This is a genomic window from Bacillus safensis FO-36b (assembly GCF_000691165.1).
Taxonomy (GTDB): Bacteria; Bacillota; Bacilli; order Bacillales; family Bacillaceae; genus Bacillus; species Bacillus safensis.
In genome coordinates, this window is record NZ_ASJD01000001.1 from 323,934 (window position 1) to 348,040 (window position 24,107).

Here is a 24,107-nt window from a genome sequence, read left to right on the forward strand (position 1 = left end):
AGGAGTGGAATGTTTGTGTTTGGTAGAACTTTTTATTGTGGAGAAGTAACAGAAGACCAAATCGGTCAGTCAGTTGTATTAAAAGGATGGGTTCAAAAAAGGCGTGACCTAGGCGGATTAATCTTTATTGATTTGCGCGACCGTACAGGGATTGTACAAGTTGTCTTCAATCCAGACCTATCAAAAGAGGCGCTTGAGACAGCAGAATCAATTCGTAATGAATATGTCCTTGATATTAAAGGAACGGTTGTTGCAAGAGAAGAAGCAACGATCAACCCAAATTTAAAAACGGGCAAAATTGAAATTCAAGTCGAAACGGTCAGCGTTTTAAATGAAGCGAAGACTCCTCCTTTTGTGATTTCAGATCAAGCAGATGAGGTATCAGAAGATGTTCGTTTAAAATATCGTTACCTGGATCTTCGCCGCCCTGCAATGTTTGAAACAATGAAAATGCGACATGAAGTCACAAAAGCATTCCGCCATTTCTTAGACGACAACGGCTTTCTAGACATTGAAACACCAATTTTAACGAAAAGTACCCCAGAAGGTGCGCGTGACTATCTTGTTCCAAGCCGTGTACACGAGGGAGAATTTTATGCATTGCCTCAGTCTCCGCAATTATTTAAACAATTGCTGATGGTTTCTGGAATGGACCGTTATTATCAAATTGCCCGCTGTTTTAGAGATGAAGACTTGCGTGCTGACCGTCAGCCGGAATTTACACAAGTCGATATTGAAATGTCCTTTATGAGTCAAGAGGATATCATGACGCTTGCTGAAGAGATGATGGCGAAGGTGATGAAAGATGTCAAAGGAGTAGACCTTACATTGCCATTACCTCGTATGACATACGATGAAGCGATGAATTCTTATGGATCTGATAAGCCGGATACACGCTTTGAGATGAAGCTAGTGAACATTTCAGACACGGTAAAAGACTCCGATTTCAAAGTGTTTAGCGGAGCTGTGAAAAATGGTGGGTCTGTGAAAGCCATCAATGTAAAAGGGGCTGCAGCGAACTACTCAAGAAAAGACATTGATGCACTTGGTGCATTTGCAGCGAACTACGGTGCAAAAGGTCTAGCTTGGCTAAAAGCAGAAGGGACTGAATTAAAAGGTCCGATCGCTAAATTCTTTGATGAAGCAAAGCAAGCTGAATTAAAAGAACAGCTGCAAGTTGAAGAAGGCGACCTTTTACTTTTTGTTGCAGATAAGACGTCTGTTGTCCATGATGCGCTTGGTGCACTTCGCTTAAAACTTGGTAAAGAGCTTGGACTGATCGATGAGTCTGTATTCAATTTCTTATGGGTTGTCGATTGGCCGCTGCTTGAAAAAGATGAAGAAGAAGGCCGCTTCTATGCTGCCCATCATCCATTCACAATGCCAGTTCGCGAGGATCTTGAATTAATTGAAACAAGCCCGGAAGACATGAAGGCACAGGCTTACGATCTTGTGCTGAATGGCTACGAGCTTGGCGGAGGTTCTATTCGTATTTTCGAAAAGGACATTCAAGAAAAAATGTTTGGCTTACTTGGTTTTTCAAAAGAAGAAGCTTACGAACAATTTGGCTTCCTGCTGGATGCGTTTGAGCACGGTGTTCCTCCGCATGGCGGAATCGCGCTGGGTCTTGACCGTTTAGTGATGCTGCTTGCAGGCCGCTCTAACTTAAGAGATACGATTGCATTCCCAAAAACGGCAAGTGCGAGCTGCGTTCTCACAGATGCCCCTGGCCATGTAAGCGAGGCGCAGCTTGATGAGCTGAGTTTAGCGATTAAAACAAAAGTAAAACAGTAAAATAGGCGCATGTTTATAGGTATGTAAACGCTTGAAAAAGAAATATGCCTATGATATGCTTTCATCAATAATAAATAAAGTCCTGATACGTACGGTGGTTACCTAGTTTTGACCGAACATTTTTTTATACGGGAGCTTGCCTTTCCTTTCTGCATAAATGCCTCTTTAGAGGACTTATAAAGTCAGGAAGAAAGCACCCACCTGCATGGTGCGGGGTTCAAAACGAAGGAAATGCTGGCGGCGTCATCGGGACTTTTTTGTGTTTTTTTCTTTTAGAGAAGGATGACGGAGAAGTCTGAATATGATATGATTCTTTCGATTCATTTTAAATAAAGGTGGAGTGAGGCACTTGTTACATCAGTTTTCAAGAAACGAGCTTGCCATTGGCAAGGAAGGCTTAAATATACTAAAAAACAGTACAGTTGCAGTGCTTGGTGTGGGCGGCGTTGGTTCATTCGCAGTTGAGGCACTCGCTCGTTCAGGCGTTGGCCGTATTGTTCTTGTTGATAAAGATGATATTGATATTACAAATGTAAATCGTCAGCTTCCAGCATTGCTATCAACAGTTGGCCAGCCAAAGGTTGACTTAATGCAGGCGAGAATCGCTGATATTAATCCAGAATGTGAAGTTGTTGCGCTGAAGATGTTTTATACAGAGGAAACATACGAACAATTTTTTGAGTATCCGCTTGATTATGTCATTGATGCCTCAGATACCATTCACTATAAAATTCATTTAATGAAAGAGTGTCTGAAACGAGGTGTGAACATCATTTCAAGTATGGGAGCTGCGAACAAAACAGATCCGACACGCTTCAAAATTGATGATATTTCAAAAACACATACCGACCCTATTGCAAAAGTTGTGAGAACACGTCTGCGTAAGGAAGGGATTCGTAAAGGAATTGAAGTCATTTTCTCTGATGAAAGTCCGATTGTTATTCGTGAAGATGTCAGAAAAGAAGTTGGAAATGATGAAGCGAAGATTCGCAAGGCGCAAATGCCGCCATCATCCAATGCATTCGTTCCGTCTGTTGCTGGGCTGATCATGGGTGGTCATGTCATTATGAAGCTTTTAAAAGATATTCCAATTACACGTGTGAAGGATAAATAAACAGCCCGCCTGCTAACATGCAGGGGGCTTTTTTTATTTCTGGCGTTTTAAATTTTCATAGACCTGTTTCAATGCACCTTCAAATTTTCCGGTTTGTTTCGGTACATAGTATTGCTTGTTTTTCAGCGGATCAGGTAAATATTGCTGCTTCACCCAGCCGTTTTCGTAATCATGCGGGTATAAGTAATCGACGCCTCTTCCGAGTGCTGTGGCGCCTTTGTAGTGAGCATCTTTTAAATGAACTGGAACTTCACCAATTCTCCCTGTACGAATATCACCAAGTGCCGCATCAATCGCCTTATATGCTGAATTGGACTTAGGAGAAAGACACAGCTCAATCACTGCGTTCGCCAGTGGAATCCGTGCTTCTGGGAAACCGATTCTTTCTGCTGTTTGTACTGCGCTTAACACGCGGGGGCCAGCCTGCGGACTGGCTAAGCCAATGTCCTCGTAAGCCATCACGAGTAATCTTCTGGAAATGCTCTCAAGGTCTCCTGCTTCGATCAGTCTGGCAAGGTAATGCAGCGCCGCATCTGTATCAGATCCCCTAATGGATTTTTGAAAAGCCGAGAGGACATCATAATGAGCATCACCATTCTTGTCATGTGAGAAGCTCTTTTTTTGTAAACATTCTTCTGCTGCGGCAAGAGTGATTGTGATATGCCCTGTCTCATCAGCTTTTGTCGATAGGACAGCGAGCTCGAGTGCATTTAAAGCAGAACGCACGTCTCCTCCGCATCCATTGGCAAAATGATTCATCGCTTCATCGTCCACTGTCACCTCATAGCCGCCAAGCCCTCGATGCTCATCCTGTAAGGCTCTTGTTAACGCAGCTTTGATTTGCTCTGTTTCAAGCGGCTTCAGCTCGAATATTTGTGTCCGGCTTCGAATGGCAGGATTGATCGCATGGTAGGGATTAGCCGTCGTTGCCCCAATTAAAATGATCATGCCATTTTCTAAATAAGGAAGAAGAAAATCCTGCTTTCCTTTATCAAGCCGGTGGACTTCGTCTAAAATAAGGATCACCTGGCCGCTCATTTTCGCTTCAGCGGCAACAGCTTCCATATCCTTTTTGTTATGAATGACCGCATTCAACGTTCGAAAAGCAATGCTTGTACTGCCAGCAATCGCGGTTGCAATCGATGTTTTGCCGATGCCCGGCGGTCCATATAAAATCATCGAGGATAAATGTTTTGCCTCGACCATTCGCCTAATAATTTGACCTTCTCCAACAAGATGCTCCTGCCCAATAATGTCTTCAATATGACTTGGGCGCATCCGGTACGCTAAAGGTTTCATAATTATCTCTCCTATAGCAATGTCTTGTTTGTATAGAGTACCGAAATTTCTTCAAATAGAAAAGGGATTCGTCCTTCTATCATGCTCAGAACCCGTAAATGAAAGTTGGCTGAAAGTATGATATAATTGCTTCTGGTCTATATATCGGCGTATATGAAATCAGAAAAATAATTGATGACATAGAATAGAAAACGCAGAGGTGTTTAACTTGAAAATATCAACTAAAGGCAGATATGGTCTGACGATCATGATCGAATTAGCCAAAAAACATGGCGAAGGCCCTACATCATTAAAATCAATCGCTCAAAACAATGATTTGTCTGAGCATTATTTAGAGCAGCTTGTATCACCACTCCGCAATGCCCGTCTTGTAAAAAGTATCCGCGGAGCGTATGGCGGCTATGTTCTTGCACATGAACCAAACGAGATCACAGCAGGTGATATTATTCGTGTATTAGAAGGACCCATTAGTCCTGTTGAAGTCATCGAAAACGAAGAACCAGCAAAGCGTGAACTATGGATTCGTATTCGTGATGCAGTAAAAGACGTACTAGACAATACAACTCTTGAAGACTTGGCAAGCTACACAGATGACGGGGATCAAGACTCGTATATGTTCTATATTTAGATCAGAGGTGTACCGGAAATGGAACGAATCTATTTAGATCATGCGGCCACAACGCCGATGGATCAGCGTATTGTGGACAAGATGATGCCGTACTTTACAGAGATATTTGGCAATCCCTCTAGTATTCATTCATATGGGCGCGAGGCAAGAAAGTGGCTCGATGAAGCAAGAGAAGTCATTGCAGGAGAATTACACTGTAAACCGCAGGAGATCATCCTCACAAGCGGTGGAACCGAGGCGGACAACCTGGCAATTACAGGTGTTGCCATGGCAAGACAGCATGAAGGAAAACATATCATCACAGTGAAAACAGAGCATCATGCGGTGCTGCATACATGTGAACGCCTAGAAAAACTAGGATTTGAAGTGACATATTTAGATGTGGACGAAACAGGATTGATTCATCTTGATCAATTAAATCAAGCATTGAGAGATGATACGATTCTTGTGACCGTCATGTACGGCAATAATGAAACAGGTGTGATTCAGCCAATCAAAGCCATTGGCGAACTTCTGCGTGATCACACTGCTCATTTTCATACAGACGCAGTGCAGGCGTTTGGCACAGTGCCCATTGATGCAGCAGATCTCCATATTGATCTTTTATCTGCTTCTGGCCATAAGCTGAATGGTCCGATGGGAACAGGTTTTTTATATGTAAACGAAGGCGTGAAACTTTCTCCGCAAATATTCGGAGGCGAACAAGAAAGAAAGCGCCGTGCCGGCACTGAAAATGTGGCAGGAATTGTTGGGCTTGCAGAAGCTGTTCAATTAACGAAGCAAAATAGAAGAGAAAAAGCGATGCATTATGGTAAGCTCAAAGAAACCATGCTGCAAGTATTCGAAGAGGAATCTCTCAATTTCTCTATCAATGGACATCCGAAAGAGACATTGCCGCACATTTTAAATGTTCATTTCCCGGGCGTCTCCATTGAATCGCTGCTTGTGAATTTAGATATGGAAGGAATTGCTGTTTCAAGCGGATCGGCATGTACGGCTGGATCTGTCCTTCCTTCGCACGTGTTAAGCGCCATGTATGGCGAAGAAGCAAAAGAGCTGACATCCTCAGTCAGAATAAGCTTCGGTCTTGGGAATGAAGAGGATCATGTGAAGCAGGCGGCACATAAGATAGCGGCTGTTGTCAAACGCCTAGCCAAATAAATGCTTCCTTTTGTTCGTGTGTGAAAAATGAAACAGCGAAGCACCTGAAGAACGAAACGCGCATGTTGTTTCATTGAAATTGGAGTTGATGAAGATGACAAAAAGACCAGAAGATACAAGAGTTGTGGTCGGTATGTCCGGAGGAGTCGATTCATCAGTTGCCGCTCTTATGTTAAAGGAGCAAGGCTATGATGTCATCGGCATATTTATGAAAAACTGGGATGACACCGATGAAAATGGTGTTTGCACAGCAACGGAAGACTATGAGGATGTCATCCGCGTATGTAACCAAATTGGAATCCCTTATTATGCAGTGAATTTCGAGAAGCAATATTGGGACAAAGTGTTTCAATATTTTCTTGATGAATATAAAGCGGGCAGAACGCCAAACCCAGATGTCATGTGTAACAAAGAAATTAAGTTCAAGGCATTCCTTGAGCATGCACTTTCACTTGGTGCGGATTATTTGGCAACAGGACACTATGCTCGTGTTGATCGAACTGGTGATGAAGTCAAAATGCTGCGAGGTCTTGATGCAAACAAAGACCAAACGTATTTCTTAAATCAGCTGACACAGGAACAACTTGATAAAGTCATGTTCCCAATCGGTGATTTAGAGAAAAAAAGGGTTCGTGAATTGGCAAAAGAAGCAGAGCTCGCAACAGCAGCGAAAAAAGATTCAACAGGTATCTGCTTTATTGGAGAAAGAAACTTTAAAACGTTCCTCAGTCAATATTTGCCTGCACAGCCTGGTGTGATGCAGACAATGGACGGAGAAGTAAAAGGGGAGCACGATGGACTGATGTATTACACGATCGGTCAGCGCCAAGGACTTGGCATTGGCGGCAGCGGTGATCCTTGGTTTGTCGTTGGAAAAGACTTGGAGAAAAACATCTTGTTTGTTGAACAAGGCTTCCACAATCCACTTTTATACTCTGAAAGCATTTCAGCTGTTAATATCAGCTGGACTCGTCCTCATATTGTCGGAGAAAACGGTGAATTAACTTGCACAGCAAAATTCAGATACCGTCAAGAAGATCACCATGTGAAGGTCAAAATGACAGGTGAGCAAGAAGCGATGGTTATCTTTGATGAACCTGTTCGTGCTGTTACCCCGGGACAAGCGGTTGTTTTTTATGATGGCGACGAATGTCTTGGCGGCGGTACAATTGACGATGTCTTCAAAGATGGTCAAAAGCTGTCGTATGTGTAGCATGTTTCAAAACCTCAACGTCGCTGTTGAGGTTTTTTAATGAAAGGATGAGAGAGCGAATGAATTATAACGAAATCGGCATAGAAGCCTTGAATCAAGGGAATATCGAAAAAGCAGCTGAAGCTTTTACAAAAGCGATCGAAGAAAGCCCGAAGGACCCGGTTCCATATATTAACTTTGCGAACTTACTTTCAAGTATCAATGAATTTGAACGCGCTTTAAACTTTTTTCAGAAAGCAATTGAACTTGATCATACCGCAGCTGCAGCCTATTATGGAGCAGGAAATGTATATACATTAAAAGAAGACTTTATGAAAGCGAAAGACTACTTTGAACAAGCACTAAAAGCGGGCATGGAAAATAGTGATTTGTTTTATATGCTTGGGCAGACGCTCATCAAATTAGAGCAGCCAAAGCTTGCGATGCCGTATCTTCAGCGTGCTGTTGAACTAAATGAAGAAGATAATGAAGCAAGATTCCAATTTGGCATGTGCTTAGCCAATGAACACATGCTGGAAGAAGCGGTGACAACTTTTAGTGAAGTCATCACGCGTGATCCGCAGCATGCAGATGCCTTTTATAATTTAGGTGTTGCGTATGCGTACTTAGAGAAAAAAGACGAAGCACTTGAGATGCTGGGTAAAGCCATTGACGTGCAGCCTGACCATATGCTGGCACTACATGCGCAAAAGCTGATTCAAGAGGCAGAATAGATGGAAGGAGGGAAGACCTGTGCAGGAACATCCAGATCAAATGAAGCTTGAGGACGAACCGTTTTTAAAGGGGACCATTCAAGCCGTTATTTTCCATAATGAAAGTAATTTATACTCGGTGTTAAAGGTAAAAGTCATTGAAACATCGGAAAACTTAGAGGAAAAAACAGCATCTGTCACAGGCTACTTCCCAGCACTTCATGAGGAGGAAACCTACACCTTTTATGGCAAAGTGACAAGCCATCCGAAATTTGGTGAACAGTTTCAGGCCACTCATTTTCAAAAGGAAGTACCAACAACGAAGCAAGGAATCATACATTATCTCTCAAGTGATTTATTTGAAGGGATAGGGAAAAAGACGGCTGAAGAAATCGTCGGGAAGCTTGGCAATCAGACGCTTCATAAGATTATGCGTGACCCAGCTGTTTTGTATGATGTACCGCGCTTATCAAAAAAGAAGGCGGATAAGCTGGCCGCAGCGCTTCAGGAGCATCAAGGGCTGGAACAAATCATGATCAGCCTGAATCAGTATGGCTTTGGTCCACAGCTCAGCATGAAGATTTACCAAGTATACGAGAGTGAAACGCTGCAGAAAATCGAGGAAAATCCCTATCAGCTTGTCAAGGATGTCGAGGGAATCGGATTTATTAAGGCGGATGAGCTTGGTGCTAGAACAGGCATCTCAGGTAATGACCCAGAGCGGATTCGCGCCGCCTTGCTATTTACAGTGGAGACAGCTAGTCTTCAGGACGGTCATACGTACATACAAACGAAAGATTTGATCGTCGAAACCCGCAAACTGCTCAACCAAACAGGCAATGATTACAAAGTGACTGAAATGGATGTTGCCAATCAGATCATTGCACTTGGCGAAGGAAAAGAAATGATCATTGAAGACGACCGCTGCTATCATCCATCCTTATTTTATGCAGAGCAAAGTGTCGCCAAACGCATTCAAAAAATCGTCTCCCAAACAGAATATGCAGATCAATTTCCTGAATCAGAATTCCTGCTAGCACTTGGCGAGCTGGAGGAGCGGTTAGGCGTCCAGTATGCACCGACACAAAAGGAAGCGATTCAAAAGGCACTCATGTCCCCGATGCTGCTTTTAACAGGCGGGCCTGGAACAGGGAAGACGACGGTCATTAAAGGAATTGTCGAGCTTTACAGTGATCTTCACGGTGTTTCTCTTGATCCGAGTGATTATAAAAAAGATGAATCCTTCCCATTTGTGCTTGCGGCACCAACTGGACGGGCGGCTAAACGGATGACAGAATCAACAGGGCTTCCAGCTGTCACCATTCACCGGCTGCTAGGCTGGAACGGTTCGGAGGGCTTCTCGCATGATGAGGAACAGCCGATAGAAGGAAAGCTTGTCATCATTGATGAATCAAGTATGCTGGATATTTGGCTGGCGAATCATTTGTTTAAAGCGATTCCTGATCATATCCAAGTGATTATGGTAGGAGATGAACATCAGCTGCCATCTGTCGGACCAGGCCAAGTTTTACGGGATTTGCTTGCCTCAAAAGCCGTGCCGGCTGTTACCCTGACAGATATTTACCGGCAGGCAGACGGCTCCACCATTGTTGAACTGGCACATGATATGAAAAATGGTGTGCTGCCAAAGGATATTACTGCACGCTCAAAGGATCGGTCCTTCATTCGGTGTTCAGCTGATCAAATGAAAGAAGTCATTGAGAAAGTTGTCAGCAATGCTGCTCAAAAAGGATTTTCGGCAAAGGACATTCAAGTGCTCGCACCAATGTATAAAGGAAAAGCAGGCATCAATGAGCTCAACAAAATGCTGCAGCACATTTTGAATCCTAAAAAACCAAAAGGCAGAGAAATCCAGTTTGGTGATGTGGTGTACCGGACAGGTGATAAGGTGCTTCAGCTTGTGAATCAGCCGGAGAACAACATTTTTAACGGCGATATCGGCGAAATTGTCTCGATTTTTTATGCAAAAGAAAATACAGAAAAAGAGGACATGGCCGTAATCTCCTTTGATGGGAATGAAATCACCTTTACAAAAAAGGATTTTCATCAATTTACACATGCTTATTGCTGCTCCATTCACAAATCACAAGGAAGTGAATTCCCGATTGTTGTGCTGCCAGTCGTCAGGAGCTATTACCGAATGCTTCGGCGGAATCTGCTGTACACAGCCATTACACGCAGTAAAAAGTTTTTAATACTGTGCGGCGAGGAATCAGCGCTGGAGTGGGGCGTGAAAAACAATGAGGATTCCCTTAGACAAACGTCCTTAACGATGCGGCTGGTGCAAACCGAACAAATCATGGATGCAGAACTTGAAGCGCTCCAAAAAGAGCTTCCGTTTAGCGTACATGACGCAAATATTGGCATGGAGGGAATCACTCCATTTGATTTTATGCATGAGTAGAAGGCTTCCATATGGAAGCCTTTTAGTATGAAAAGAACTTCTCCCATTCTGTTCATGGAAGCCATTTCTTCGTATGAGTCATGAAGCAAACGCACACGATAAGACTGTTCCGCAAAAGGTGGTTGAGCACATTTTGAGAACATGCCGAGAACTTGAAGGAATGACGATCTATACAGATGAGCTGTCCCGATCACTTGGTTCCATAAAAGATATTTGCTTTTTAGCCGGAGGCAGCTGCGGAGGATATGTGTTAGAGGGGAAAAAGAAAGACTGTGCACTCGTTCCATTCTCTGCTTTTGATCAGCTGACAGATAAAGGTTTGTATGTGAGCTGTCAGGAGGGAGTGGGCATGGATTCCTCTGCTCCATTCTTGTTATTTTCAAAATTAAAAAAGAAAATGATGCAGTCGCCTGATGGTGAAAATTTAGGCATTTTGGAAGATGTATACTTTTGCTCAAATTCGGGCACAATCGTAGCATATGAACTCTCGGACGGCTTCTTTACAGAGCTATCAGGGATTCGGAAACAGCTGCAGGCTGCCGGAACCTTGATGAACGTTCAAAAGGAAGCACTGGTTCTAAACCGAACGTAAAGAGGTGCTGATTATGCTCATTTGCCCAAATTGCAAATGTAAAGACATCGGAAAAATTGGGGTCAATCAATATTATTGCTGGGGCTGTTTTATTGAATTGACACTGTCGAAAGGCAAAATATCTACACACCAAGTGGAGGAAGACGGGACACTAAGCAGCTTAGATGATCTGTTTAGTGACGATGAACGTTCAATTCAACTATAAGTGTTAAGGGGGAATTTCGAATGGGCAAAATGACTTCTTCACTATTAACGCTTGGTGCAGGTGCACTCGCATATCACTTTGCAAGCCGATATGATATGCCATCAAAGCGGGATATGAAAAAGCTAAGAAAACGTGTTATGAGAATGATGTAAACAAAAAGGGCTAAAATGATCTTCATTTTAGCCCTTTGTTTTTTTCAGCGTGATCGAAAAACCGGTCTTTACGCTGAGGCATCCGTCAAGAGCGGATGTTCTTTTTATGCCTGCCTGTATTCTAATCGTCTTGCAAGAATAGATAAGCTGAAATTGACGACAAAATACATCATAGCTGCCAATAGGAATATCGGCAGTAAATAGGATTGGCTTTGCCCATTTAATATTTGTGCGTGATGTAATAATTCTGGAAGCGCAATGACAACAGCAAGCGACGTATCTTTTAAAAGGGATATGAATTGACTGACAATTGGCGGCACCATTCGGCGCAGGGCCTGCGGCATAATAATCATTTTCAATGTTTGAATATAGGTTAAACCAGAAGACCTGGCTGCTTCGATCTGACCCTTATCAATTGATTTAAGGCCGCTCCGAATAATTTCTGACAGCATCGCAGATTCAAACACGGTTAAAGCTGCAATAGCAGAGGCTGTGATGCTCAGCTTGATGCCGATTTCAGGCAATGCAAAATATGTGAAAAAGATGATCAGTAAAAGCGGCAGGTTCCGAATGGTTTCTACAACAACCGCAAGCACTTTTGATAAAACCGGAATTTGAGCGAACCGCAATGTACCAACGACTAATCCAATGATAAAGCTCAAAATGATGGAAATAAAAGCCACTTTTAAGGTGACAGCAAATCCTTCAAGTAAAAAGGCGAGATGATCAGGCTGGTAGGCACCTATAAAATCCATGATGTTTCCTCCTTTCTAGTGGCTTCTTGCTAATCTTCTTTCTAAATAACCAACACCTAGACTGAGCGGAATGGTTAATAGCAGATAGAACATGGCGACAAAGATGTAGACATCAAACGTCACAAATGTTCTAGACGCAATGAGGTCTCCCTGATACATAAGATCAAACCCTGCAATGACACCTAAAATAGAGGAGTTTTTAACAAGGTTAATAAATTGATTCCCAAGAGGGGGAATGACGATTTTAATCGCCTGCGGCAAAATGATATACCGCATCGTCCCGCCATATGACAGACCTGAAGCACGGGCTGCTTCCATTTGTCCAAGCGGCACAGCTTGTATCCCTGCACGAATGGCTTCAGCAATAAAGGCAGACGTATAAATGGCAAGAGCGATCGTTCCAGCAGTAAAACCATCTGCTACTATACCCAGCACTGGTAAACCAAAGAAGAAAACAAAGGTGATCAATAATAACGGAATATTCCGAATAAATTCCACGTAAGCCGTCCCTAACCAGTTGAGCGGCCTGAGTGGCGCTATTCTCATAATGGCAATGAGTGTACCGATCAAAAAGCTTCCAATCAGAGCAATGACACTTGCACCAATGGTATATTTAAAGCCTTCTAAATAAAGATGAACATTTTCAGTGAGAATGGAAAACCGCAGCAATCAGTTCACTTCCTTCCTGATCAACAGGGGAGCCAAGGAGCGGCTCACCTGAGGCATTGATCTTGACGAATCAAATGCTATTCTTTGATCCATTTTTTAAGAATCTTGTCATACTCTCCATTGTCTTTTAACGTTTTTAAGGCTTTATTGATCGCATCTGTTAATTCTTGATCTCCTTTTTTCACAGCAATGCCATAAGGCTCATCTGTAAAGGTGCCGCCGACCACTTCATAATTTGAATCCTCATCTGCCATACCAAATAAGATCGCATTATCAGTTGTCAGCACTTGCCCTTGGTTTGATTTTAATGCTGTAAAAGCCTCCTGATAGTTCTCGAATTCTAATACGGATGCTTCAGGTGCTTTCTCGCGGATATTTTGAGAAGAAGTAGAGCCTTTTACGGCGAGCACCTTCGTTCCTTTTTTAAGATCATCAATGGATTGAATGTCGCTTCCTTTTTTCACAAGCAGTGATTGTCCTGCTTCAAAGTATACATCTGAGAAATTGACTTCTTTTTTACGTTCTTCTGTAATTGTCATGGTCGCAACAATCGCATGAATATCTCCTTTTTGAAGTAAAGGAATTCTCGTTTTAGATGTGACTTCTTTGAATTCTGCTTTTCCTTCATCGCCGAGTATTTCCTTTGTGATGGCTTTTGCAATGTCAATATCAAATCCTTCAATATCACCGCTGCTCGGATTTTTTAGACCGAATAAACGTGTGTCATTTTTTACACCGAAAATGATTTTTTTGTCTTTCTTAATGGTTTCTAAAGAACTTCCTTGTTTTGCATCAGTTGACCCTTTTTCAGTCGATCCACAAGCAGCCAAAGCGGCAATGCAGCAAGTCATAAAGAGCATCAGGCCAAAGCGTTTCATTTTTTTCATCAAACCATTCCCCCTAGTGATTTAATATACGGCTTAAAAATAATTGAGCACGTTTTTCTTGCGGTTTTTCATAAAATGCAGCCGGTGTTGATTCTTCAAGAATTCTGCCTTCATCAATAAAGACAATGCGGTCGGCCACTTCGCGGGCAAAGCCCATCTCATGTGTGACGACAACCATGGTCATGCCTTCACGGGCCAGCTGCTTCATCACATCTAATACCTCGCCGATCATCTCTGGATCAAGTGCAGATGTCGGTTCGTCGAAAAGCATCACCTCCGGCTTCATCGCAAGCCCTCTTGCAATGGCAACGCGCTGCTGCTGTCCGCCAGAGAGTCGTGAAGGGTAGGTGTCTGCCTTTTCAGGAATGCCGACTTTATTTAAATAAAATTCAGCTGTTTCCTTTGCTTCTTCCTTGCTTACTTTTTTGACCTTCATCGGCGCAAGCATAATGTTTTCAAGCACCGTCTTATGCGGATAGAGGTGAAAATGCTGAAAGACCATTCCGATATTTTGCCTGACAAGATTGATGTTGGTCTTCGGATGCTGAACAGACACTTGGTTGACGAGAACTTTTCCCGCATCAATGCTTTCAAGACGATTGATACACCTGAGCATCGTGCTTTTACCAGACCCTGAAGGACCGATGATCACAACAACCTCCCCTTTTTGAATATGTAGGTTAATGTCCTTAAGTACATGGAACTGGCCATAATGCTTGTTGACTTCTTCGAATGTGATCATGAAGAACCTCCTCTTGTGTTTCATTGGCTAAAGCTAAAGTGGATTCTAGCACAACTTGCGTAAAAAGAGGTAAATAATGGAATATTTTCTGACGAGATTTTACTGCAAACAGTGACTTTGGATGGAGCTGTATGTTTCATGTGTATTCATTTTTAACAAAGTTAGGACAAATTTTATTTACGTGGATAATTGCAGAAAATGGTTAAACAATAAGAAAAGAGGTGAAAAAGGTGAAGAAACGTCCGATCCAATTTCTGATATATGCTGCAGGGGTCCTGCTTGTCCTTGCATCCTTGCTCATTTTACTGCAGCTCGACGAGTTATGGATGCCTGTTTTTGTATTGCTGAAGGCGGTTCTCATTCCGCTTCTCATCGCCATTTTTATTTCTTACCTGCTTTATCCTATTGTCGAAAGACTGCATGCACGAGGGCTGCCGAGAACAATCAGTCTCTTACTCATCTATGTCCTGTTTTTTGGCGGGATTGGTTTTGCGGTTTATAAAGGAGCGCCTGTTATGATCGCACAGTTAAATGAGCTGTCAGAACAAATTCCTGTCATCGCGGAAACGTATAATGGCGCTTTATCACATATTCATCATCATACGAGCCACTGGCCTGACGGACTTCACGACCGCTTGGACCGCTTCATTGTTCAATCGGAGACATATGCAGCCAATAGCGCTGAGCGGATGATTCTTAGCTGTAAAGTTTTATTTGATTACGCATTAGTCGCAGCACTTATTCCTTTTCTTGTTTTTTATATGGTAAAAGACATGAACACGATGAAGCGGGCGGCATGGTATTTAACGCCGCCATCATTTAGGAAGAGGGGGCATGCCTTTGTCAAAGCAGTGGATGAATCGCTTGGTGATTATATTCGAGGGCAGCTGCTTGTCTGTTCTTTAATCGGGGGTGCAGCAGCCATTGTGCTCTGGCTTTTCCATATCCCGTATCCGCTCGTTCTTGGCATGCTGATAGGAGCAACGAACGTGATTCCGTATTTTGGACCGATAATTGGCGCAGTTCCTGCCATCTTTATTGCGTTTACCATCTCAGTGAAATCGGTCATCATTGTATTGATCACAGTAGCGGTGCTGCAATTTTTAGAGAGCAATGTCCTCAGCCCGATCATTGTAGGGCGAAGCCTTCATATGCATCCTGTCGTCATTATGCTTGTCTTGCTTGCAGGAGGGGAGCTGTTTGGCTTAATTGGGATGATTTTAGCCGTACCAGCAGCTGCGATTATCAGGGTGATCATTGTGCAATATATCCTGATGAGACGAAGCGTTCATTGACAAGACGAGCCGAGTTGTCTATAATAATTTCGATTCATACATATTGAAATTCAATGACGGACCCGAGTACGTTAAAAAGCTGTTGCAGAGAGAGGCTTTATTTGCTGTGAAAAGCCTTATCAGACCTTTAACGGAAGCTAGTCCCGAGTGCAGATAAACACTGCCGCTCTCTTCCGGCGTTATCGGATGTGAAGGTGATAGACGAATTTGTCTATAATCAGGGTGGTACCGCGAGAACATCTCGTCCCTGTGTAAGTCGTTTTGTGCTTGCATAGGGCGGGGTGTTTTTTCGTTTGTGTGGAGATTGATGAATGAAAAGGGAGGATTTTTGAATGAAAACTTTAACTTCAGCTCAAGTACGTCAAATGTTTTTAGACTTTTTTAAAGAAAAAGGACATGCTGTAGAACCGAGTGCGTCACTTGTACCGCATGACGATCCGACACTTTTATGGATCAACAGTGGGGTGGCAACATTAAAAAAATATTTTGATGGCCGCGTCGTACCTGACAATCCGCGTATTTGCAACGCGCAAAAATCGATTCGTACGAATGATATTGAAAATGTAGGGAAGACAGCACGCCATCACACTTTCTTTGAAATGCTTGGCAACTTCTCTATTGGTGACTATTTTAAAGAAGAGGCCATTGAATGGGCGTGGGAATTCCTCACAAGTGAAGAGTGGATTGGTTTTGATCCGAATTTGTTATCTGTGACAGTCCACCCAGAGGACGAAGAAGCATATATTCTTTGGAGAGATAAAATTGGTGTGCCTGAAGAACGTATTATTCGTCTTGAAGGAAACTTCTGGGATATTGGCGAGGGCCCAAGCGGACCAAATACAGAAATTTTCTATGATCGCGGTGAATCATACGGTGACGACATGAACGATCCAGAATTATATCCAGGCGGGGAAAACGAGCGTTATCTAGAAGTATGGAATCTTGTGTTCTCTGAATTCAACCATAATCCAGATGGATCATATACCCCACTGCCGAAGAAAAACATAGATACAGGGATGGGCCTTGAACGAATGGTATCTGTCATTCAAAATGTGCCAACGAACTTCGATACAGACCTTTTCATGCCGATTATTCGTGCAGTCGAAACCATTTCTGGAGAAAGCTATGGTTTGGCGAAGGAAAAAGATACAGCATTTAAAGTCATTGCTGACCATATCCGGACAGTTGCCTTTGCTGTAAGCGACGGTGCGCTTCCTTCCAATGAAGGCCGCGGATATGTATTAAGACGTTTGCTGCGCCGCGCTGTGCGTTATGCAAAAACGATCCATATCCACCGTCCGTTTATGTATGATCTAGTGCCAGTTGTTGCTGAGATCATGAAGGATTTCTACCCAGATGTACAAGCAAAAGAAGAATTTATTGCGAAAGTCATCAAAAACGAAGAAGAACGTTTCCACGAAACACTGAACGAAGGGTTAGCGATTTTGTCAGAAGTGATCAAAAAAGAAAGAGACAAAGGCAGCTCACAAATTTCAGGTGAAGATGTATTTAAGCTGTATGACACGTATGGATTCCCTGTCGAGCTGACAGAAGAATACGCAGAAGATGAAAACATGACAGTTGATCGAGAAGGCTTCCAAGCGGAAATGGAGAAGCAGCGTGAACGGGCAAGAAATGCGAGACAAGATGTCGGCAGTATGCAGGTTCAAGGCGGCGCTTTAGGCGATATTAAAGTGGAAAGTACCTTTGTTGGCTACGAAAATTTAACTGCGGAAACTCGCATTATCGAACTGCTTCAAAATGGTGAACTTGTCTCTGAAGCACATGAAGGAGACACGGTGCAAATCTTGTTAGATGAAACACCTTTCTATGCGGAAAGCGGCGGACAAGTGGCTGATAAAGGGACACTAAAAAGTGCAGAAGCCATCATTGAGATCAAAGACGTGAAAAAAGCACCAAACGGTCAGCATGTCCATGAAGGAGTTGTCGTAAGCGGTACGGCTCAAAAAGGTCTCGAGGTCACTGCTGAAGTGGAATCAGCTCTTCGAAAAGGCATTGTGAAAAACCATACAGCGACACACCTTCTGCATCAGGCGCTGAAAGATGTATTAGGCAGCCACGTGAACCAAGCAGGGTCATTGGTGAATGAAAACAGACTTCGCTTTGATTTCTCTCACTTTGGACAAGTGACGAAAGAAGAATTGTCTCAGATTGAAAAAATCGTGAACGAAAAGATTTGGGAAGGTATCTCAGTTGCTATTGATCTGAAACCAATTGCTGAAGCAAAAGAAATGGGTGCAATGGCGCTCTTTGGCGAGAAGTATGGCGATATTGTCCGTGTTGTCCAAGTGGGCGATTACAGCATCGAGCTATGCGGCGGCTGTCACGTGCAAAACACTGCGGAAATCGGTTTGTTTAAAATCGCGTCTGAGTCGGGTATTGGTGCTGGAACACGCCGTATTGAAGCTGTGACTGGAAAAGGTGCTTATGAAGAATTAAATGACCAGCTGGCGATTTTAGAGCAGGCAGCAAGCGAGCTGAAGTCAAATACGAAGGATGTACCAAAACGGATTGCTTCATTACAGGCAGATTTAAAAGAGGTTCAAAGAGAAAACGAATCTCTCCTTGCGAAATTAAGCCAAGCAGAAGCAAGCTCTATTTTAGAGAAAGTGACAGAAGTTGGCGGAGTGAAAGTATTAACTGAAAAAGTAAACGCTAAAGACATGAACCATTTAAGAACAATGGTTGATGACTTAAAAGCTAAATTAGGATCAGCTGTCATCGTCCTGGGAGCCGTTCAAAACGGAAAAGTAAACATTTCAGCAGGAGTGACAAAAGACGTGATCGAAAAAGGTCTTCATGCAGGAAAGCTTGTGAAGCAGGCAGCTGAAATCTGCGGCGGAGGCGGAGGCGGACGTCCAGACATGGCACAAGCAGGCGGAAAACAACCAGAAAAGCTTGAAGAAGCACTGGCAACTGTCGAAGAATCTGTCAAATCCGTTTTATAATCAGGCGATGTAGTGTAGAATAATGGTATTAGATGAGCGGTTAGAAAAAAGCTTGCTAGTAGAATGTTGGAAGAGAGGTGCAAGAAACAGTGAGTTCATTTGATAAGACAATGAAGTTTAACTTCTCTGATGATTCAGCTGAAACCAATGTGAATGAAGTGCTCATTACAGTTCATGACGCACTCCAAGAAAAAGGATACAACCCGATCAATCAAATTGTCGGATACTTGCTGTCAGGCGACCCTGCTTATATTCCAAGACATCAGGATGCACGCAACCTAATTCGTAAACTAGAACGAGACGAATTAATTGAGGAATTGGTTAAATCGTACTTAGAGACACATAAAGAGGCGTAAAACATGAGAATTCTGGGCTTAGATTTAGGCACGAAAACCCTTGGTGTTGCGATCAGTGATGAAATGGGATGGACAGCGCAAGGGATTGAAACCATTAAAATTGATGAAGCAGGCGGAGACTTTGGTCTCAGCCGCCTGTCTGAGATCGTTGCAGAATACGGGGCAGATAAAATTGTACTTGGCTTTCCAAAAAATATGAACGGCACGGTCGGTCCTAGAGGCGAAGCCAGCCAATCATTTGCGAAAGTGCTAGAAAACACGTACAATGTTCCTGTTGTGCTTTGGGACGAGCGTCTGTCAACAATGGCAGCGGAAAAAATGCTCATCTCTGCAGATGTGAGCAGACAAAAGCGTAAAAAAGTCATTGATAAAATGGCGGCTGTTATGATCCTGCAAGGATATTTAGACAGCTTAAATTAAAATGAGGTGAATCAAATGGAACACGGAGAAAAGCAAATTACAATCGTTGATGATAATGGAAATGAACAGCTTTGCGAAGTACTATTTACTTTTGAAAGCGACCATTTTAACAAATCTTATGTCCTTTACTACCCAATTTCTGAGCAAGACAATGAGGAAATTGAAATTCATGCATCAAGTTTTACACCGAACGAAGACGGTGAAGATGGCGAGCTAGAGCCGATTGAAACGGATGAAGAATGGGACATGATTGAAGAAACGTTAAATACGTTCTTAGATCAAGAAGACGAAGAATAGAACAAATAAAAGGCCTGTGAACAGATCTTCTTGATCTTTCTTCACAGGTCTTTTTTTACGATTAATATGTTAACTTTATTTTATTTTATGTTGACATAATGAATTGTACCTTTTACTCTGTTTTTAACAATAAATTGAGTGAGGGGCATGGAGATTGAAAATACAAGATATGATGCAAATAGCGTTAATGACAGCGGTCATCGGGATGTTAGGCTTAATTCCGCCGATTTTACTTACATTTACACCTGTACCGATTACATTGCAAACCGCAGGTCTTTTGCTTGCTGGCGGGCTGTTAAAGCCTAAACAAGCACTAATCAGTTTATGTCTTTTTCTTTTGGTTGTGGCAGCAGGCGCACCTCTTTTGTCAGGCGGGAGAGGCGGGATAGGGGTCTTTTTTGGTCCAAGCGGTGGTTTTCTTCTTGCTTATCCTGTTGCTGCCTTCATGATCAGCTTATGGGTGAACCGGCTGAAAAAAGTAACCGCACTGCGTCTTTTTGTGATCTATGCGGTTTGCAGTATTGTGATTTTGTATATGTGCGGCATCCCCTTTCAAGCCATGATGATGCATATGAAGGTCTCGCAGGCGGCTTTCCTTAGTTTGATTTATCTTCCAGGTGATCTCATCAAAGCGGGAATGTGTGCTGTCTTTACGGTCAAAATCATACAGGCCCTGTCATATCGAAAAAGGGATCTGCATAAAGGGAGGCGTGCAGTTTGAACAGAATAACGGAAAGCTATGCAGTACATGCAGAAATGAAACCAGATCAGATTGCCATCATAGATGAGCAAGAAAGCATTACATATCAAGATTGGTATGAACGTGTGCAGAGATCAGCACAGTGGTTACAAGGAACGGTTCATCAGCAAAAAAGAATCGCTTTTTTATTATCAAATGGTGCTTCTTTTTTGCAAATATTTGCGGGCGCTGCTTATGCAGGATGGACAGCCGTTCCGCTTGATCCGAGATGGAGTCATGAAGAATGTGTCGAAAAGCTCCAGTTAAGTGAGGCGGATCTCGCCATTATAGAGGATCGATTGATAAAGAGATTTGAACAGGGAAGCGTGGACATGCCGCTTCTTTCTTTATCTGAATGGAAGGAAAGAATGAGCCTTCTCACAGACAGTCCATATAACAGCTGCGATACCGAGAAGGATCCTGTCTTTTATATGGGGTTTACGTCAGGATCAACGGGCTCACCGAAAGCCTTTATTAGGCGTCAGCAGTCTTGGATCGAGAGCTTTCGAACGACCACTGCTTCATTTGGAATCACTCATCAAGATCATGCTCTTATATTAGGTACACTCTTATCCTCTCACTTTTTATATGGTGCCATCAGTACATTATATTTTGGCGGCACAGTGACGCTTTTAGAAAAATTTGTGCCAGTAAAAGCGAAGAAAGCCTTAGAGACAGGTGATATCACCGTGATGTATACTGTCCCGACAATGACAGAAACGTTACTGCAAATCGATGCTTTTAGAGAAGACAATCCGCTTCTTGTCATGTCATCGGGAGCAGATTGGAGCGTCTCTTCAAAAGAACAGCTCGTGACCAACTATCCACATGTCACTTTTTTTGATTTTTATGGCACATCAGAGTTAAGTTTTGTCTCTTATTTGTCTTCAAATGACTTTATGCAAAAACCTTCTTCTGTTGGACGGCCTTTCTCCTCCATTCAAGTAGAAGTAAGGCGGCCCGATCAATCTGTCTGTCAGCCAAATGAAACAGGGAGAATTTATGTAAAGAGCCCAATGACGTTTTCAGGATACTTGCATGAGCAGAAACCGCCGGAGGAGTGGCTGACAGTTTACGATATGGGATGGCTGGATGAAGACGGTTATCTGTATATGTGCGGTCGTGAGAATGGCATGATTGTCTATGGAGGACTAAATATTTTCCCAGAGGAAATTGAGCGTGTGCTAAATGAACAGCCAGAGGTCAAACGGTCGATTGTGGTTGGCGTTCCTGACCCATATTGGGGTGAAATCCCTGTTGCCATATTGGAGCAAGTGCCGCAAATAAAGGCGGTTCAACAAGCTGTTAAAGAAAAGCTGGCGGCATACAAGGTACCAAAAAAATGGCTTGTGATTGATCAAATGATTGCAACATCCGGCGGAAAAATAGCCCGTGCGAGCATGAAAAAGTGGGCGGAGGAGCAATTGTCATGCAAGCAGTGATCGTAGAAGCAAAACGAACACCCTTCGGTGACAAAAATGGGATGCTGAAAAATTATCGCCCAGAGCAATTAGCCGCTCCCCTTATTCGGCATTTGTCTCAGATGAGGACACCGGATGACGTCATATTAGGCAATGTCGTCGGAGGCGGTGGAAATATGGCCCGTCTGTCCTCCTTAGAAGCAGGTCTTCCTTTACACGTTCCCGGTATGACAATTGACAGGCAGTGTGCCTCGGGTCTTGAAGCGATCCGAACAGCTTGCGTCATGGTTCAATCGGGGGAGGGCACGATGTATATCGCTGGCGGGACTGAGAGCATTTCCAGATCACCAATGAAAGAGAGAGCCCGCTTTTCACCGGAGCGGATAGGAGATCCGCATATGGGAGAAGCAGCTGAGCTGACCGCGTCGGCATTTTCTGTCACGAGAAAAGAACAAGATGACTATGCCCTTTTAAGCTGGGAAAGAAGTTTAGCAGCATTCACACATGGTACATATTCAGAAGAAATCGTTTCGATTGACGGGATGAACATAGATGAAGCGGCTGCTAAAATAAGACCAATGGCAAAGCTGATCAAGCGGGCAAAGCCTGTATTTTTACCGGGAAAAGGAACTGTGACCGCCGCCAATAGCTGTAAGGAAGCAGACGGAGCAGCCGCCGTCGTTGTGATGGAAAGATCGCTAGCGGAAGCAAGTGGATATAAGGTGATGCTACGGTATGCCGGAAGTGCTGTGACAGCGATACATCCTCATTTTCCAGCTGCTTCACCAATTGATGCGATCAAGAAGCTTTTACATCAAGAGAACATCAAGGCAGAGGAAGTAACGTTATTTGAAATCAATGAAGCGTTTGCGCTGAAAGCTGCACTTATTGCCCGGACGCTGGGGATACCATATGACCGGATCAATAGAAGAGGCGGTGCACTTTGCCTTGGGCATCCTTACAGCGCGTCAGGAGCTGCTATGATGGTGAGATTATTTTATGAAGGGCGCGCCTTACCGAATGGAAGCTATGTCATGGCTGCTATTGGAAGCGGTGGCGGCATTGGTTTAGCCGTGTTATGTCAAGTTCTGTCATGACATGCATAAGCAAGGAATTGCCGAACTCCGTCGAATCATGTACTATAAAAGCTAGATGTGAGGAGGGCCATGCATGTTTTCAGAACAAAAGAAACGACCATTCTTCAAAAGAAAAATGGGGATCGTCCTGTTATCTGTCCTTGCTGTCATCATCATTGCAGCATTATCAGGCTTTTTATATGTTAAATCAGCACTCGGACCGGTCGATCAAAAAAGTAAACAAACCATCAATATTCATATTCCAAACGGGACATCTGTCCGCGAAATTGCAGGCATTTTAAAAGATAATGGGCTCATTTCGAATGACACGATTTTCACTTATTATGCAAAATACAAAAAAGCGTCCGGCTTTAAAGCAGGATATTTTCATTTAAAACAAACAATGGACGCAGACACACTGATTAAAAAGCTGACATCTGGCGGGACAGATTACGCCTTTCAGCTAGTGATTCCTGAGGGAAGACAGCTGTCTGATATTGCAGCCATTATTGCAAATCAGACGAATTTTTCAGCGAATGAAGTTGAAGCGAAGCTGGATGATCCTGATTTTATTCAAACACTAATGAAAAAATATCCGAAAACCGTGACATCACAGGTGAATAGAAAACAGGTGAAACATCCGTTGGAGGGTTATTTATTCCCTGCTACGTATCCATTTTATCGTGAGGATGAATCGCTCGAAACGATCATTGAAACGATGATTAAACAAACAGATCAATACGTGAAAACGTATGAAAAAGACATGAAAAAAAGAAACATGTCCATACATGATGTGTTAACGATGGCATCACTGATTGAAATGGAAGCAACAGAAAAGACAGATCGGGCAAAAATCTCAAGTGTATTCTATAACCGGTTGAAAAAGGACATGCCGCTTCAAACTGATCCAACCGTTCTTTATGCACTTGGTGAGCATAAATCCCGCGTGTATTACAAAGACCTAAAAGTGAAATCTCCTTATAACACGTATAACAACAAAGGGCTGCCGCCTGGACCTATTGCAAATGCTGGTGAATCTTCTTGGAAAGCCGCACTGCATCCAGAGAAAACGGATTACGTTTACTTCCTTGCGAAGAAAAATGGAGAGGTCGTATTTACGAAAACGTTAAATGAGCATAATAAAGCAAAAGCGAAATACATCACAGGCAGCAATTAATGTACAAGTGAATCGAAAAAGACTGTAGA

Annotated in this window: 24 protein-coding genes, 1 other RNA gene and 1 other annotated feature; of the genes, 20 read left to right on the forward strand and 5 right to left on the reverse strand. The window is 43.1% G+C overall.

Annotated elements, in window-relative coordinates; genetic code table 11:
• The first annotated feature begins 15 nt into the window (after positions 1 to 15).
• The 3 genes from aspS to BA81_RS01605 all read left to right on the forward strand — a co-directional run bounded on the left by aspS (position 16) and on the right by BA81_RS01605 (position 2,908).
• Positions 16 to 1,794: an aspartate--tRNA ligase gene (gene aspS / locus BA81_RS01600; protein WP_108909033.1), complete on the forward strand. Its 1,779-nt coding sequence runs from the start codon at positions 16 to 18 to the stop codon at positions 1,792 to 1,794.
• Between the two features lie 76 nt (positions 1,795 to 1,870).
• Positions 1,871 to 2,051, forward strand: a non-coding RNA gene (gene ssrS / locus BA81_RS19040) — 6S RNA.
• A 92-nt stretch (positions 2,052 to 2,143) separates the two neighbouring features.
• Positions 2,144 to 2,908 carry a tRNA threonylcarbamoyladenosine dehydratase gene (locus BA81_RS01605; RefSeq protein WP_024423127.1) on the forward strand — a complete coding sequence of 255 codons (765 nt, stop codon included), beginning with the start codon at positions 2,144 to 2,146 and terminating at the stop codon, positions 2,906 to 2,908.
• Between the two features lie 33 nt (positions 2,909 to 2,941).
• Here the strand turns inward: BA81_RS01605 and BA81_RS01610 are convergent, their stop codons facing one another.
• Complete coding sequence (locus tag BA81_RS01610) at positions 2,942 to 4,207, reverse strand: replication-associated recombination protein A (RefSeq protein WP_034279916.1); 1,266 nt, start codon at positions 4,205 to 4,207, stop codon at positions 2,942 to 2,944.
• Between the two features lie 208 nt (positions 4,208 to 4,415).
• On the opposite strand from BA81_RS01610, the gene cymR reads away from it, so the two are divergent.
• The 8 genes from cymR (at position 4,416) to BA81_RS19045 (ending at position 11,275) form a co-directional block, all read left to right on the forward strand.
• Positions 4,416 to 4,835 carry a cysteine metabolism transcriptional regulator CymR gene (gene cymR, locus BA81_RS01615; protein ID WP_024423125.1) on the forward strand — a complete coding sequence of 140 codons (420 nt, stop codon included), beginning with the start codon at positions 4,416 to 4,418 and terminating at the stop codon, positions 4,833 to 4,835.
• A gap of 18 nt (positions 4,836 to 4,853) precedes the next feature.
• The gene (locus BA81_RS01620) at positions 4,854 to 5,996 is read left to right on the forward strand and encodes a cysteine desulfurase family protein (protein ID WP_034279917.1); all 1,143 of its coding nucleotides are present in this window, start codon (positions 4,854 to 4,856) and stop codon (positions 5,994 to 5,996) included.
• A 94-nt stretch (positions 5,997 to 6,090) separates the two neighbouring features.
• The gene (mnmA, locus tag BA81_RS01625; RefSeq protein WP_024423123.1) at positions 6,091 to 7,209 is read left to right on the forward strand and encodes a tRNA 2-thiouridine(34) synthase MnmA; all 1,119 of its coding nucleotides are present in this window, start codon (positions 6,091 to 6,093) and stop codon (positions 7,207 to 7,209) included.
• Positions 7,210 to 7,268: 59 nt separating this feature from the next.
• On the forward strand, positions 7,269 to 7,922 hold the full coding sequence (locus BA81_RS01630; protein WP_034279920.1) for a tetratricopeptide repeat protein: 654 nt from the start codon (positions 7,269 to 7,271) through the stop codon (positions 7,920 to 7,922).
• A 19-nt stretch (positions 7,923 to 7,941) separates the two neighbouring features.
• Positions 7,942 to 10,326, forward strand: coding sequence for an SF1B family DNA helicase RecD2 (recD2, locus tag BA81_RS01635; protein ID WP_034279923.1), 2,385 nt, complete (start codon positions 7,942 to 7,944; stop codon positions 10,324 to 10,326).
• Positions 10,327 to 10,399: 73 nt separating this feature from the next.
• Complete coding sequence (locus BA81_RS01640; RefSeq protein WP_051627315.1) at positions 10,400 to 10,918, forward strand: PRC-barrel domain-containing protein; 519 nt, start codon at positions 10,400 to 10,402, stop codon at positions 10,916 to 10,918.
• A 13-nt stretch (positions 10,919 to 10,931) separates the two neighbouring features.
• The gene (locus BA81_RS01645; protein WP_003216308.1) at positions 10,932 to 11,123 is read left to right on the forward strand and encodes a hypothetical protein; all 192 of its coding nucleotides are present in this window, start codon (positions 10,932 to 10,934) and stop codon (positions 11,121 to 11,123) included.
• Positions 11,124 to 11,143: 20 nt separating this feature from the next.
• Positions 11,144 to 11,275 (forward strand): YrzQ family protein, encoded by a 132-nt coding sequence (locus tag BA81_RS19045; RefSeq protein WP_003216198.1) that lies wholly within the window; start codon positions 11,144 to 11,146, stop codon positions 11,273 to 11,275.
• Between the two features lie 104 nt (positions 11,276 to 11,379).
• Here the strand turns inward: BA81_RS19045 and BA81_RS01650 are convergent, their stop codons facing one another.
• The 4 genes from BA81_RS01650 to BA81_RS01665 form a co-directional block, all read right to left on the reverse strand.
• Positions 11,380 to 12,030, reverse strand: coding sequence for an amino acid ABC transporter permease (locus BA81_RS01650; RefSeq protein ID WP_024427867.1), 651 nt, complete (start codon positions 12,028 to 12,030; stop codon positions 11,380 to 11,382).
• 15 nt (positions 12,031 to 12,045) lie between these two features.
• Entirely contained in the window at positions 12,046 to 12,699 is a 654-nt protein-coding gene (locus tag BA81_RS01655) for an amino acid ABC transporter permease (RefSeq protein ID WP_024427868.1), read from the reverse strand.
• A gap of 77 nt (positions 12,700 to 12,776) precedes the next feature.
• Positions 12,777 to 13,586 (reverse strand): transporter substrate-binding domain-containing protein, encoded by an 810-nt coding sequence (locus BA81_RS01660; protein ID WP_034279926.1) that lies wholly within the window; start codon positions 13,584 to 13,586, stop codon positions 12,777 to 12,779.
• A 13-nt stretch (positions 13,587 to 13,599) separates the two neighbouring features.
• Positions 13,600 to 14,328 carry an amino acid ABC transporter ATP-binding protein gene (locus tag BA81_RS01665; protein WP_024423116.1) on the reverse strand — a complete coding sequence of 243 codons (729 nt, stop codon included), beginning with the start codon at positions 14,326 to 14,328 and terminating at the stop codon, positions 13,600 to 13,602.
• Positions 14,329 to 14,558: 230 nt separating this feature from the next.
• Between BA81_RS01665 and BA81_RS01670 the strand changes: the two genes are divergently transcribed.
• The 9 genes from BA81_RS01670 (at position 14,559) to mltG (ending at position 24,078) form a co-directional block, all read left to right on the forward strand.
• A complete protein-coding gene (locus tag BA81_RS01670) occupies positions 14,559 to 15,623 on the forward strand; it encodes an AI-2E family transporter (RefSeq protein ID WP_034279929.1) in 1,065 nt (354 codons plus the stop codon).
• A gap of 44 nt (positions 15,624 to 15,667) precedes the next feature.
• Positions 15,668 to 15,875: a binding site (T-box leader), on the forward strand.
• An 80-nt stretch (positions 15,876 to 15,955) separates the two neighbouring features.
• The gene (alaS, locus tag BA81_RS01675) at positions 15,956 to 18,592 is read left to right on the forward strand and encodes an alanine--tRNA ligase (protein WP_034279932.1); all 2,637 of its coding nucleotides are present in this window, start codon (positions 15,956 to 15,958) and stop codon (positions 18,590 to 18,592) included.
• 89 nt (positions 18,593 to 18,681) lie between these two features.
• Positions 18,682 to 18,948: an IreB family regulatory phosphoprotein gene (locus BA81_RS01680; protein ID WP_008358522.1), complete on the forward strand. Its 267-nt coding sequence runs from the start codon at positions 18,682 to 18,684 to the stop codon at positions 18,946 to 18,948.
• Positions 18,949 to 18,951: 3 nt separating this feature from the next.
• A complete protein-coding gene (ruvX, locus tag BA81_RS01685; RefSeq protein WP_034279935.1) occupies positions 18,952 to 19,368 on the forward strand; it encodes a Holliday junction resolvase RuvX in 417 nt (138 codons plus the stop codon).
• 15 nt (positions 19,369 to 19,383) lie between these two features.
• The gene (locus tag BA81_RS01690; protein WP_024423112.1) at positions 19,384 to 19,665 is read left to right on the forward strand and encodes a DUF1292 domain-containing protein; all 282 of its coding nucleotides are present in this window, start codon (positions 19,384 to 19,386) and stop codon (positions 19,663 to 19,665) included.
• A gap of 154 nt (positions 19,666 to 19,819) precedes the next feature.
• On the forward strand, positions 19,820 to 20,386 hold the full coding sequence (locus BA81_RS01695) for a biotin transporter BioY (RefSeq protein ID WP_034279938.1): 567 nt from the start codon (positions 19,820 to 19,822) through the stop codon (positions 20,384 to 20,386).
• Positions 20,383 to 21,846, forward strand: coding sequence for an acyl-CoA synthetase (locus BA81_RS01700; RefSeq protein WP_034279941.1), 1,464 nt, complete (start codon positions 20,383 to 20,385; stop codon positions 21,844 to 21,846). The genes BA81_RS01695 and BA81_RS01700 overlap by 4 nt, the downstream gene beginning before the upstream one ends.
• Positions 21,834 to 22,922 (forward strand): acetyl-CoA C-acyltransferase, encoded by a 1,089-nt coding sequence (locus tag BA81_RS01705; RefSeq protein ID WP_034279944.1) that lies wholly within the window; start codon positions 21,834 to 21,836, stop codon positions 22,920 to 22,922. The genes BA81_RS01700 and BA81_RS01705 overlap by 13 nt, the downstream gene beginning before the upstream one ends.
• A 73-nt stretch (positions 22,923 to 22,995) precedes the next feature.
• The gene (gene mltG / locus BA81_RS01710) at positions 22,996 to 24,078 is read left to right on the forward strand and encodes an endolytic transglycosylase MltG (RefSeq protein ID WP_034279946.1); all 1,083 of its coding nucleotides are present in this window, start codon (positions 22,996 to 22,998) and stop codon (positions 24,076 to 24,078) included.
• The last annotated feature ends 29 nt before the right edge of the window (positions 24,079 to 24,107 follow it).